This is a genomic window from Arthrobacter sp. Soil_C_60, assembly GCF_057656375.1.
In genome coordinates this window covers 102,429-115,387 of record NZ_JBDGKM010000011.1, presented here as the reverse complement: position 1 = coordinate 115,387, position 12,959 = coordinate 102,429, and the positions used below count along the sequence as shown (strand labels likewise).

Genomic DNA, 12,959 nt, shown 5'->3' with positions numbered 1-12,959 from the left:
TCGGCGGGAAACATTTCTACAGGCCGTAGAAGTACAACTTTCTACGTAGTGTAGAACAATTTCCGCAAACGCGGTAAATTAGAGAGTGAGACCACATCCCGGCAGCCTGAGCCGCCGGGGCGAGCAGCTAGTTTGGTAGGACGAAGGAAATACATGGCAACTCTTGGGGAGCTGGAACGCGCGGTTATGGACCTGCTGTGGCAGGCCGACTCGGAAGATCCAGCGGAGATCGCTTTTACCGCAAACGCCCTGCGCGACCGTCTGGCACGGAAAACGGATACAAGCCCGGATGGCAAGGAACTGGCAGTAACGACTGTGCTCACTGTGTTGTCCCGGTTGGAAAAGAAGGGCCTGGTACAGCGTGAACGGGACATCCGTCCGCACCGCTACCGGGCAGTGACCAGCCGTGAGGAACACACTGTTGAGTTGATGAACGAGGTCCTTGGATCGGCACCGGACCGCGAGGCCGTGCTCGCCAAATTCATCGGCAGCGTTTCCGAACAGGAAGCCGAAACCCTGCGTAAGCTGCTGACTGCATAGCCCTTAGTGTTCTGGGCCTCGTACCTCTTGGCCGCCATGGCGGTCATTTTGGCGTGGCCCGTGCCGGTTTTGCTCGCCCGGGCAAAGTGGACCGCACGGGCACCGGTCACGGCCTTGGTACTGTGGCAAGCCATCGCGCTGGCAGGCGGGCTCTCCATGATCGGCGCCATGCTGACGTGGGGGCTGGAACCACTGGGCGAGAACCTCCTTGCGGGGCTTCAAGGTTTGGCCGGGCTGCTGGCCAGTTACGCGCCCGCACCCGGCCTGGACCTGGTCCATGTGTTCGCGCTCAGTGCTGCTCTGCTGCTGGGCGTACATCTGGTCTTCACTCTGCTGTTGACCTATTACCGGATCCGCAAGCAACGCAACAAGCACCGTGACCTGCTGAACCTGCTCAGTTCTCCGGTCAAAAACTCTCCCAAGACCCTGGTGATCAGCCATCCCGCACCGGTGGCGTATTGCCTCCCCGGCGGAGCTGGCTCCGTTACAGTACTCTCGGAAGGTCTACTGGAGCTGCTCCGGCCCGAAGAGCTCGAGGCGGTTCTGAACCATGAGCGCGCCCATCTGAACCAGCGCCACGACCTGCTGCTGTGGGCCTTTGCTGCCTGGCGCTCCGCGCTCCCCTGGCTGCCGACATCACAGCTCGCGCAGCGTGCCGTGAACGAACTGATCGAGATGCTCGCGGATGACGGGGCTCTCAGAACCGCGAACAGGGAAACCTTGATCCGTGCCGTTGCCGTGGTGGCTAGCGGCGAACGGCCAACCGGCGTCGGCCCTCCAGCCAGAGAGTTGCTGACCCCGGAGGAGTCTGAGGCCCTGAGCACCGCCCACAGGCTGCACCGGCTACTGTCGCCGTCGCCGCCTCTGGGCAAGCCCGCGCAAGCACTGGTGCTGGGCTGCTCGGCCTTGCTGCTGGCCGTGCCGACCGTCCTGCTCCTGGCCCCGGGGCTGGCCGGGTAGCAACAGAACGGTGGCACCCGCTCCAGGCTGCCCGCAGGCGGCTTCCCCCGCTGCAGGCCTGACTTTCGTTAGGCGTCGATCCGCTCACGGTCCAGCATGGCTGCACCGGCAACAATGAACTCCTTGCGCGGTGCCACGTCCGACCCCATCAGCAGGTCAAAAGCACGCTCGGCAGCCTCGGCATGTTCGATGCCGACGCGTCGCAGGGTCCGGTGCCGCGGGTCCATGGTCGTTTCAGCCAACTGGTCGGCATCCATTTCGCCCAGGCCCTTGTACCGCTGGATCGGCTCCTTGTAGTTCCGGCCGCTCTTCTCCAGTTCCGCCAGCAGGCGCAGCAGTTCATTCTCCGAATAGGTATAGATGAGTTCGTTGGCTTTTGATCCGTGATTGATTACTTCCACCCGGTGCAACGGTGGTACCGCGGCGTACACCCGGCCGGCTTCAACCAGCGGGCGCATGTAGCGGAAGAAAAGCGTCAGCAGCAGCGTACGGATATGCGCACCGTCGACGTCTGCGTCGGTCATCAGGATGACCTTGCCGTAACGGGCGGCATCAAGCTGGAAACTTCGGCCCGAACCGGCGCCCACTACCTGGATCAACGCGGCGCACTCGGCGTTGGCAAGCATGTCTCCCACCGAGGCCTTCTGGACATTAAGGATCTTGCCGCGGATCGGCAGCAGCGCTTGATGGTCTGAGGAACGGGCCAGCCGCGCCGTCCCCAGTGCGCTGTCACCTTCGACAATGAACAGCTCGGAGCGCGCCACATCATCCGTACGGCAATCCAGCAGTTTCGCCGGCATCGAGGAAGTTTCCAGGGCGTTCTTGCGCCGCTGCGTTTCCTTGTGCACGCGCGCGGAAATCCGCGACTTCATCTCGCTGACAACCTTTTCCAGCAGCAGCGCAGACTGGGCCTTGTCTCCCCTGGCCGTGGAGGTGAGCTTCGCTTGGATTTCCTTTTCCACCACCCGCGAGACGATATTGCGGACGGCGGAGGTACCGAGGATTTCCTTGGTCTGCCCCTCGAACTGCGGTTCGGCCAGCCGCACGGTCAGCACAGCAGTCAGGCCTGCGAAGACGTCGTCCTTTTCGATCTTGTCATTGCCGGCCTTGAGCTTGCGCGAATTAGCTTCAATGACCTTGCGGAAGGTTTTCAGCAGTGCCTGTTCGAAACCGGCCTGGTGGGTGCCGCCCTTCGGTGTAGCGATGATGTTGACGAAGCTGCGGACGCTTGTGTCATAGCCAATCCCCCAGCGAAGGGCGATGTCCACCTCGCAGTCCCGTTCCACCTCCGTCATCCGGCTGTGGCCCTTTTCGTCCAGCACCGGCACGTTTTCCTTGAATTTGCCGGAGCCGTGGACACGCCAAACATCGGTGACCGCGCTGTCGTTGGAGAGATACTCGACGAACTCAGCAATCCCGCCGTCGTGCTGGAAGACCTCTTCAATCGGCCCGTTTTCTCCGGGCGTACCGGGCAACTGGCGTTCGTCGCGCAGAGTGACCCGAAGCCCTGGCACCAGGAAGGACGTCTGCCGCACCCGGGCCTGCAGTTCCTCATAGGAGAACTTGGCATCGGGGGTGAATATCTGGCGGTCGGCCCAGTAGCGGATCCGAGTACCGGTGACACCCCGCTTGGCTTTGCCCACCACTTCAAGAGTGGAACTCTGCAGGAAAGGCTCGAACTTCGAATCGGGGCTGAGGCGTTTGCCCGTGTCCGCGAAATGTCCGGGCTCGCCCCGGCGGAAGGACATCTGGTACGTCTTGCCGCCGCGGTCCACCTGGACATCCAAACGGGAGGAGAGGGCGTTGACCACGCTGGCGCCGACGCCATGCAGACCGCCGGATGCTGTGTACGAACCTCCGCCGAACTTTCCGCCGGCGTGCAATTTGGTGAAAACGACTTCGACGCCGGTCAGGCCGGTCCGCGGTTCAACGTCAACGGGAACCCCACGGCCGTCATCGTGGATTTCCACGGACCCGTCCGGATGCAGGATGACAGTGATGCTCTGGCCGAATCCGGCCAAAGCCTCATCCACAGAGTTGTCGATAATTTCCCAGAGGCAGTGCATGAGCCCACGCGAATCCGTGGACCCGATGTACATGCCTGGGCGCTTGCGGACCGCTTCCAGTCCCTCGAGGACGGAAAGATGGCGGGCTGTGTAATCGGAACTCGGTGGCGCCACTGAACTAGGAACTCCTTGGCCATACGAAAAGTGAACTCAAACATCCCGGGGCTCCCCGGGCGGCCGCTTGCAAAATAAAGGACCGATACTAGGCTAGTCCCCTTTAGCAGCACGGATGTGCACCTCTCGGCCAGCGCGTCGGGGATCACAGCAGATCCTGCCCGTTACGTACATGTGATACGCGGTCAGCGAAAGTGATCCAAAGGTGCGCAGAAAACAGCCAAAGCAGTGGTTGTATGGACATACACATTTGTAAGGAGGTCGTCATGACAACAGCAGTAGCTACCCGAGAACTGACCGCAATGGACCGTTGTGATCGCTGCGGGGCCCAGGCCTACGTCCGAGTTGTGTTGGAGTCCTCCGGGGGAGAATTGCTTTTCTGCGGACACCACGCCCGCCAGCACGAACCGCAGTTGCGTTCCAAAGCTGCCGAGTGGCAGGACGAAACCGGCCGGCTTCGCGAGACGCCTGCCATGGCTGCGGAATAGACTTCAGGAATTCCTCTGTCACACAGTCGATAACTGCATAAATAATGATGGCGCCGTCCCCTTTCGAGGGACGGCGCCATCATTATTGGCCGTGGAGATTAGTCCAGGTAGTCGCGCAGCACCTGGGAACGAGACGGGTGGCGCAGCTTGGACATTGTCTTGGATTCAATCTGGCGGATCCGTTCCCGCGTCACGCCGTAGACCTTGCCGATTTCGTCTAAAGTCTTAGGCTGGCCATCGGTTAGGCCGAAGCGCATGGCAACGACGCCGGCCTCACGCTCAGACAAGGTATCCAGGACGGAGTGCAGCTGCTCCTGCAGCAGGGTGAAGCTGACTGCGTCCGCCGGGACAACAGCCTCGGAGTCCTCGATCAGGTCACCGAACTCGGAGTCGCCGTCCTCGCCCAGCGGCGTGTGAAGGGAAATCGGCTCGCGGCCGTACTTCTGGACCTCGACAACCTTTTCGGGCGTCATGTCCAGCTCCAGCGCCAGTTCCTCCGGCGTAGGCTCGCGGCCCAAGTCCTGCAACATCTGCCGCTGTACACGGGCAAGCTTGTTGATGACTTCGACCATGTGCACGGGAATACGGATGGTGCGGGCCTGGTCGGCCATGGCACGGGTAATGGCCTGGCGGATCCACCAGGTGGCGTAGGTCGAGAACTTGAAGCCCTTGGTGTAGTCAAACTTCTCCACAGCACGGATCAGGCCCAGGTTGCCTTCCTGGATCAGGTCCAGGAAAAGCATGCCGCGGCCGGTATAACGCTTGGCCAGCGAAACGACCAGACGAAGGTTGGCCTCGAGCAGGTGGTTCTTCGCACGCTTGCCGTCGTGGACAATCTGCTCCAGATCACGGCGAAGGCGCGTTTCCATGCTGCCATCGTCCTTGGCCAGCTTCTCTTCGGCGAAAAGTCCGGCCTCGATGCGCAGCGCGAGATCGACTTCCTGCTCTGCGTTCAGCAGGGCGACCTTACCGATCTGCTTCAGGTAGTCCTTGACCGGATCTGCAGTGGCTCCGGCCGAAACTACCTGCTGGGCGGGAGCATCATCGTCGTCCGCGTCGGAGTAGACGAAGCCGCCTTCTTTGCCGGCAGGCTTTGCGGTTTCGTCAGCTTCATCGGCTTCGTCAATAACGTCCGGCTCGGCGTCCTCATCCTCGACGTCAACGTCAGTCTGGTCCTCAGCGGCTTTTGTGGTCTTCTTGGCTGCGGGGCCCTTCTTGGCTGCGGCTGCACCTGGCTTGCGACCGCGGCGCTTGGGCGCGGCGGGAGAGGCAGAAGTTGTCGTGGCGGTAGCAGTCTCCTCCACGGGAACTGCAGCAGTCTTCTTCTCAGGTGACACAGAGAACCTTTCATACGGGCGGTCTGTGATGATACCTGTGGGTAACACCACTATGACCCTGTCAAGTCCGTGTTTGATTTCAAGCAAAAGCCACAGATGCAGGGTCTGCGATACATAACCTGCTCTGCGCCGCGGGTATTCCCATACTGGTCATACCCACTTGCAACACGAACCCGACCGGGTCTCGGTTCCCATTGTCTCACGTTTTCACCCCGCTGGTGAACGGACATTTGCCTTCCTCGCCTGTGTTGCCGCGACTGTATGGAGATGGCGGGCGGCAGGGCTCGGCTGGCTTTCACCGAGGCTCGCGATGCCGGTCAGGCAGCTCGGTCGGCTGACCCGGACCACGATGAGTCCCGGTTCGTAGCCCAAACAGGCAGGGTGCCGGTCGCGACGAAGTCACTGAGCAGCCGGGCGAGGCTGTAGTCCGGGAACTCCTGCAGAACCATTTCCAGTGCTTCGTGCGCCATGGATCCGCGGCCGCGGGCCCATTCAATCCACGCCAGCAGAGTTCCCGCTGCCGCCTTGGACGACCCCTCCGACCCGTAATAAAGGCCGACCAGAAGATTCGCAGCACGGTCCACCCTGGCCCATTGCGGGGCCTGCGGGGAATCCCCGAGCAGCACGGCATCGAAGATGCGCCGGTATGCATCCAAAGTCATACCCGGTTTCCATGTCGCGCAGGGAAACGGCCCCACCGGAGGGACATCGATGCCGGTCGGTTCGGCACCGGTCAACACTCCGCTGCTGACTGCGCCTCCGTAAGCAGCATCCAGTCCGCGGCAAATCAGCACGATCACGGCGTCGCGGACATGAAACGAAGTCAGGCTCGCGAGCAGGAAAGGGATCCGCTCCGGTCCGGGCGCAGCGCGGATGGCTGCGTCCCAGCAGAGCAGGGTCCGTCGGAACACCTCAGGTGCATCCCAGCGCCCCTCAAGCTTCCGCACGATTTCGCTGCTCTTACTGAACATGGCAGCTGCAGACTTCGCGACGGCGGATTCGGAGCGTCGGAGAGCGAGGGCTTGGCTCACGGACGGGGCGACGCTGCTCCCCCGGAAAATCATCTCCGCGTTGATAGTGCTTTCGGCGATACGCTCCACCGGATGGCCGCCCGCCGGGCAACAACCCGGCCCCTTGCAGTGGAGGCAGCGGAATCGCTCGGAACCCACAACCCACCCGTCCCGGACGGGCAGGCCGGCACCATCGAGAGCGGTCAGGAGCAAGTCCAAAAGGGTCTCATAAGGGGGAAACTGCATGCACCCTTCCAACGCATCGGTGTACAACACCAGCAGCGAGCTGTCCGCCCGGCTGTCCTTGCGGAGGTAAGCGGTGGCAGCGTCGGCAAAACGGGCCAATTCCTCCTCACCACTGTCCTTCGGCAGGTCAACGCGAAGGGTAGCCCCTAGCCGTTTGCCGTTCAGGGACAGCAGCACCAGGCTTTGCCGGGGTTGGAACTCCAGAGCGTGGGGTATGTAGCCAAGGATGTCTTCTGGCCGGGACACATGAATTGTTTGTTTGTTCATTCCCCCAATCTGGCCGGGCCTGATGCCGTCGGACAGAGCCCCACGGCGCAATGTGGAGCAGTCGACACCGCGGCACGTTTGTGGAGGAAGAGCCGTGCGAATCGCATGCAGGTCGCACAGGAGTTGTTGAATCACATCCGGCAGTGTGTGTCCTGCTTTAATGCCGGCCGGCGCCCGCATCACGGCGGCGGTCCCGGCGTTGTTTGCGCAACCGGCGCTGTCGGGCCAATGCCACCCGCAGCGGCGGCACATCCTGGCCCTCCGCAGCCATGTTGGCCCTGACCCTCCTGCGGATGACCAGGATGGCAGCCGTGCCGCCGCCCAGGAACAGGAACTGGACGCTCAAGGCGATGCGGAACGAGTCCAGGGCGTAGAGCTCCCCCTGCGAGTAACCGCTGGCATAAAGAGCATCCAGCGCCACCCCGACGCAGAACATCACGAGCAGCGCGGAGACAAACCCGCCGACGTTGACAATTCCGGTTGCTGTGCCGGCCCGGCTCACCGGGTTGAAGGTCCGGGCGAAGTCGAACGCGATCATTGACCCCGGGCCGCCGACCGCCAGGACGAGAACCAGCACCACCAGCAGCCAGAAAGGTGCCCTCCCGGGATACAGCAACACGGCTAGCCAGACGGCTGCGGTCGCGGCAATGATCAGCAATACGAGCGAGGAACGACGGAGCGGATGGCGGGCAACCCACCGGCCGAAAAACGGACCGCTGCACAGTGCCACCGCCACGAAAACAGTCATCAGTGCCGACGCTGCAGCCGGTTCCAGTCCCTGACCGGAAACCAGGAAGGGAAATCCCCAGGTCAGAATAAAGACGTTCCCGGCAAACTGCACCGTGAAATGCGACCAAAGCCCTAGCTGCGTTCCCGGTTGTTTCCACGCCTGCGCCAGAGAGACACCCGTCTGCCGAAGCGTGGGGGGCAGGTCCTGCTCCACCCCGGAGGGGACATTGCGGATGACAGTCGCCGCGAGGATGACGGACAGAACCGACAGAGCGGCCACGGAGAGGAACGCTGTCTGCCAGCCTTGCAGATTCAGCAGCGCCACGAATGGAATAACGCTGAGCAGCTGGCCCAGCTGACCCAGCTGCCCAGTCAGCTGGGTCAGCAAAGGGATACGTTTTCCGCTGAACCAGATCGGCAGCAGCCGCAGCACCGAGACAAAGGTCATCGCGTCACCGGCGCCCACCAGCAGACGGCCGGTCAGCCCTTCCGGAATGGAGGAAGCAAATGCGAGCTGGACCTGGCCGGCACACATCAGAACTGCACCCCCGGTAATCATGAACCGGGGCCCAAACCTGTCCACCATAAGACCTACGGGGATCTGCAGACCCGCGTAGACGAGGAGCTGCACGACTGTAAACGTGGACAGAGCCGCGGCAGTGGCATCAAAGCGTTCGGTAGCGTGCAGGCCGGCCACCCCGAAGGAGGTGCGCTGGGTGATGGCGACGAGGTAGGCGAAGACGCCTGTTCCCCATATCCACCAGGCGCGCCGTGTATCCATGCCTCTTATTATTGGCGCGACCCGGGCAGAAGACTAATTACCGGACGAGTCTCAGTCGGTGGAGTCCCCGCCCGTTTCAGGGCCACGGTGGGTATCCGCAAGGCCGGCAAGGAAGGCTTCCACTTCGGCCCCCAACTCTTCGGCGTCCGGAAGCTCGTCATTGTCCTTGGTCAGCAGGGATCGACGCGTCTCGTGTTCGGCGTACTTGTCATAGCGCTTTTCAAGTTTGCTAACCACATGCTGGACTTCGACAGATTCGTCAACCTGCCGCGCTATTTGAGCCTCCACATCACGGCCGGTCTCGCGCAACCGGTCGGTCGGCAGGACCAACGAGGCAGCTGCACCCAGATACTCCATCGCCGTCACGGCAGCCTGCGGATACTCCGCCTCGGCCAGATAGTGCGGGACGTGGACGGAATAACCCGTGACATCATGTCCGGCTTCGATCAACCGCACCTCCAGCAGGGGGCCGATGGCTGCCTGCAGCTGGACGGTTGGTTTCCAAGCCGTAATACCGTCAATGAGCTCCGGCCGGTTTCCATGGACCGTCACGCCGAGCGGACGGGTGTGCGGCACGGGCATCGGAAGCGCCTGCACCCACGTCACCAGCCGGACCTCAAGCCTTTCCACCAGGGAAATCACTGCCCGGGTGAAGCGTTCCCACTGCAAATCCGGCTCGGCGCCCGTCAGGAGGAGGAACGGCTGGCCCATTCCGTCGTGCAGCCGGTACAGCTCGATTTTCGGGCGCTCGTAGTCCGTGAAGTGGTCGCCCACGAAGGAAATCTGCGGCCGCTGGCTGCGGTAGTCGATGAGCTGGTCCGCATCAAAGGACGCAATGAGTTCTGAATCCAACTGCTCCAGCAGTTCTTCCGCGAGTTGGGAAACGACATGGCCGGCTTCGGCAATTCCGGTAAACCCCATGACCAGGTTGAGACCACGCAATTCCGGTGAACCAATCAGTTCGGCATTTGTGCTGAACAATGAATTAGCATCGAGCATCCTGTCCTCCGTTCTGATGGTGGGCTTGGGCGCACACTGCGCAACTATCTTTTGTATCAGCGCACCCGCTGGCGAAATAATTCCGTGGCTCTGCGGTAGCGGCCGGAACCGGAGCTACCCGCATTGGAATATGCGCCGTTCCGTCAGGTTCCGGCGCATTAAAGCCCCTACGGACTACTGTAGACACAACGCTACGAATGGACGCATCGGCCGGGGGCGGCCCGGCGGACTCCTACTCAAGACAAGTGAGGTCAGCACTTCGTGATCAGAACCACCGAGCCCAGGATCAACGCCACGGCCAAGGACGTCCGGAAGATCCAGTGCGATGCACTGGTGGTGGGGGTGGCCCAAGACACGTCCGGGCCGGTCCTGGTGGGCAGCCCGCTCCGCGGCAAAGCGGCCCAGGCGCTGAACGACTCCCTAACGGTACTGGGCATCACCGGCGCCACCGATGAAGTCCGAAGGCTGCCTGGCCTGCCCGAGCTCAATGCCGAGGTCCTGGTCCTTACCGGGTTGGGGAAGATGGAGCAGGGTGTCCCCCTGTCCGAGGAAACCCTGCGCCGGGCCGCCGGGTCGGCGGTGCGCCAGCTGGGCGGGATCTCAAGTGTCGCCCTTGCCCTGCCCGCCGAAACACCGGCCGCCGCGGCCGCCGTGGCAGAAGGCGCGGCGCTGGGCGCGTACTCATACAACGAACACCGCAGTGCCTCCGCGTCCGGGAAGCGGCCCGAACATGTCGAAACGGTTACCGTGCTGAGCCCGGCGGCCGGCGAAAAGAGCGTGATTGCAGCCGTCAAACGTGCGCAGATCATCGGCCGTGCGGTCAATGCCACGCGCACCCTGGTCAACCAGCCGCCGAGCCACCTCTACCCGGAAACGTTCGCCGATGCAGCCGCGGCGCTGGCTAAGGATCTGCCGGTCAAGGTGACCGTACTGGATGAGAAAAAGCTGGAAAGCGAGGGCTTCGGCGGGCTCGTGGGCGTCGGCAAGGGCTCTGCCCGTCCGCCGCGGATGGTCAAGGTGGAGTACTCCCCTGCCCGGGCCAAGATTAAACTCGCCTTCGTCGGCAAGGGCATCACCTTCGACTCGGGCGGTCTGTCGCTCAAGCCGGCCAACGGCATGGTGACGATGAAGTGCGATATGGCGGGCGCCGCCGTCGTACTTAACGCTTTGCTGGCCATTGCCGAACTGGGCTTGCCGGTCAAGGTCACCGCCTGGCTGTGCCTGGCGGAAAATATGCCGTCGGGGCATGCCCAGCGGCCCTCGGACGTCATGACGGTGTACGGCGGCAAGACGGTCGAGATCCTCAACACCGACGCCGAAGGCCGGCTCGTGATGGCCGATGGCCTCGCTGCAGCGAGCGAGGAGGCGCCGGATGCACTGATCGACGTTGCCACACTGACCGGTGCACAGATGGTTGCACTCGGCAGCCGTGTTTCCGCCGTGATGGGCGAGGACGGCGTGCGGGACGCGGTCAAGGCTGCGGCGGACCGTGCGGGCGAGCTGTTCTGGCCGATGCCCCTGCCCGAGGAACTGCGTTCCAGCCTGGATTCGCCGGTAGCCGACCTGGCCAATATGGGCGAAAAATTCGGCGGCATGCTCACGGCGGCAATCTTCCTGCGCGAATTCGTCGGCGAGGTCAATGGGGAAAAGATTCCGTGGGCACACCTGGACATCGCCGGCCCGGCATTCAATGAGGGCGCGGCCTACGGCTACACGCCGAGGGAAGGTACCGGTGTCGCGGTCCGGACGCTGGTAGCTTATGCGGAAGACGTGGTGTCAAGAGCCCGCTAAACGGGTCACCTTTAGACAGGCGTCACCCTGCCGCTATCCGTCAATCACATGGTGAAGTGAATCCGCGCACATTGCGGTCCGGATTCACCTTCACCGAGTAGATGATGGTAGCTGGGTGACGCTAAGGTGATCAGAAAACACCTAGAAGTTCACTTCACCCAATCAAAGTCGACGTGCGGACGCACGTCCTGACACCCCGAGGGAGCGTTCACGTGGCCGATTCGGCAACTGCGCAAGAATTCGACATCCTGGTACTCGGCGGCGGCAGCGGTGGATATGCCGCCGCTTTGCGTGCCGTACAGCTGGGTTTCACGGTAGGCCTGGTCGAAAAGGGCAAGCTGGGTGGCACCTGCCTGCACAACGGCTGCATCCCCACCAAGGCGCTGCTGCACTCCGCTGAACTGGCCGACCACGCGCGCGATTCCGCCAAGTACGGCGTGAACGTGACCTTGGATTCGATCGACATGAACGCGGTAAAGGCCTACAAGGACGGCATCGTCGCCGGCAAGTTCAAGGGTCTGAGCGGTCTGATCAAGATGAAGGGCATTACCGTCATCGAGGGTGAGGGCAAGCTCACCGGTAAAGACACGGTCGAGGTCAACGGCACCACCTACACGGGCAAGAACATCATCCTCGCCACCGGCTCCTACTCGAAGACCCTTCCCGGCCTGGAAATCGGGGGCAAGGTCATCACTTCCGACGAAGCGCTGGAAATGACCGAGCTGCCGAAGAAGGCAGTCATCCTCGGCGGCGGCGTCATCGGCGTCGAATTCGCGTCCGTCTGGAAGTCGTTCGGCGTGGATGTCACGATCGTCGAAGGCCTGCCCTCGCTGGTTCCGAACGAGGACCCGTCGATCATCAAGGTCCTGGAGCGTTCCTTCAAGAAGCGCGGCATCAAGTCCAACACCGGCGTCTTCTTCGAAAAGGTAGAGCAGAACGACGACGGCGTCGTCGTCACCCTCGCCGACGGCAAGACTTTCGACGGCGACCTGCTGCTCGTGGCGGTTGGCCGCGGTGCCAGCACCTCGGGCCTGGGCTTCGAGGAAACCGGCCTGACTGTGGACCGCGGATTCGTCATCACCGATGAGCGCTGCCACACCGGCGTCGGCAACATCTATGCCGTTGGCGACATCGTTCCCGGTGTGCAGCTGGCCCACCGCGGGTTCCAGCAGGGCATCTTCGTGGCCGAGGAAATCGCCGGCAACAACCCGGCGATCGTTGAAGACATCAACATCCCGAAGGTCACCTTCTGCGAGCCGGAGATCGCTTCCGTCGGGCTCAACCAGCCGCAGGCTGAAGAGAAGTTCGGCAAGGAGAACGTCGAAACCGCCGAGTACAACCTGGCCGGCAACGGCAAGAGCTCCATCCTCGGCACCAGCGGCATCATCAAGATGGTCCGCCAGAAGGATGGCCCCATCGTCGGCATGCACATGATCGGCGGCCGCATCGGCGAGCAGATCGGTGAAGCGCAGCTGATCGTGAGCTGGGAAGCCTACCCGGAAGACGTCGCCGCCCTGATCCACGCCCACCCGACCCAGAACGAGGCCCTCGGCGAGGCCGCCATGTCCCTCGCCGGCCGGCCGCTTCACGGTTAGCCAGACCCCCTGCTTGGTGCACTCCGTCCTGAGGCG

The 12,959-nt window shown here is 62.5% G+C and carries 10 protein-coding genes; 5 read left to right on the top strand and 5 right to left on the bottom strand.

All coding sequences use genetic code 11. The features are described from left to right. The first annotated feature begins 153 nt into the window (after positions 1–153). Together AC3A4M_RS19135 and AC3A4M_RS19130 are read left to right on the top strand one after the other, a co-directional pair. Positions 154–540, top strand: a complete 387-nt coding sequence (locus AC3A4M_RS19135) for a BlaI/MecI/CopY family transcriptional regulator (RefSeq protein ID WP_498737736.1) — start codon at positions 154–156, stop codon at positions 538–540. A 6-nt stretch (positions 541–546) separates the two neighbouring features. After that, positions 547–1,500, top strand: a complete 954-nt coding sequence (locus AC3A4M_RS19130) for a M56 family metallopeptidase (RefSeq protein ID WP_498737734.1) — start codon at positions 547–549, stop codon at positions 1,498–1,500. Positions 1,501–1,568: 68 nt separating this feature from the next. Here the strand turns inward: AC3A4M_RS19130 and AC3A4M_RS19125 are convergent, their stop codons facing one another. Next, positions 1,569–3,680: a DNA gyrase/topoisomerase IV subunit B gene (locus AC3A4M_RS19125; protein ID WP_498737732.1), complete on the bottom strand. Its 2,112-nt coding sequence runs from the start codon at positions 3,678–3,680 to the stop codon at positions 1,569–1,571. 266 nt (positions 3,681–3,946) lie between these two features. Here AC3A4M_RS19125 and AC3A4M_RS19120 point away from each other — a divergent pair, with 266 nt between their 5' ends. Beyond that, positions 3,947–4,168: a DUF7455 domain-containing protein gene (locus AC3A4M_RS19120; RefSeq protein ID WP_074702574.1), complete on the top strand. Its 222-nt coding sequence runs from the start codon at positions 3,947–3,949 to the stop codon at positions 4,166–4,168. A gap of 98 nt (positions 4,169–4,266) precedes the next feature. Here the strand turns inward: AC3A4M_RS19120 and AC3A4M_RS19115 are convergent, their stop codons facing one another. The 4 genes from AC3A4M_RS19115 to AC3A4M_RS19100 form a co-directional block, all read right to left on the bottom strand. Continuing rightward, entirely contained in the window at positions 4,267–5,505 is a 1,239-nt protein-coding gene (locus AC3A4M_RS19115; protein ID WP_101632632.1) for an RNA polymerase sigma factor, read from the bottom strand. Positions 5,506–5,822: 317 nt separating this feature from the next. After that, positions 5,823–7,028, bottom strand: coding sequence for a DUF4192 domain-containing protein (locus tag AC3A4M_RS19110; protein WP_498737729.1), 1,206 nt, complete (start codon positions 7,026–7,028; stop codon positions 5,823–5,825). 157 nt (positions 7,029–7,185) lie between these two features. Then, positions 7,186–8,538, bottom strand: a complete 1,353-nt coding sequence (locus AC3A4M_RS19105) for an MFS transporter (RefSeq protein WP_498737727.1) — start codon at positions 8,536–8,538, stop codon at positions 7,186–7,188. A gap of 51 nt (positions 8,539–8,589) precedes the next feature. Beyond that, positions 8,590–9,537, bottom strand: a complete 948-nt coding sequence (locus AC3A4M_RS19100; RefSeq protein ID WP_498737725.1) for a proteasome assembly chaperone family protein — start codon at positions 9,535–9,537, stop codon at positions 8,590–8,592. A gap of 261 nt (positions 9,538–9,798) precedes the next feature. On the opposite strand from AC3A4M_RS19100, the gene AC3A4M_RS19095 reads away from it, so the two are divergent. Both AC3A4M_RS19095 and lpdA read left to right on the top strand, forming a co-directional pair. After that, positions 9,799–11,328, top strand: coding sequence for a leucyl aminopeptidase (locus AC3A4M_RS19095; RefSeq protein WP_498737724.1), 1,530 nt, complete (start codon positions 9,799–9,801; stop codon positions 11,326–11,328). A 212-nt stretch (positions 11,329–11,540) separates the two neighbouring features. Next, entirely contained in the window at positions 11,541–12,923 is a 1,383-nt protein-coding gene (lpdA, locus tag AC3A4M_RS19090) for a dihydrolipoyl dehydrogenase (RefSeq protein ID WP_498737723.1), read from the top strand. The last annotated feature ends 36 nt before the right edge of the window (positions 12,924–12,959 follow it).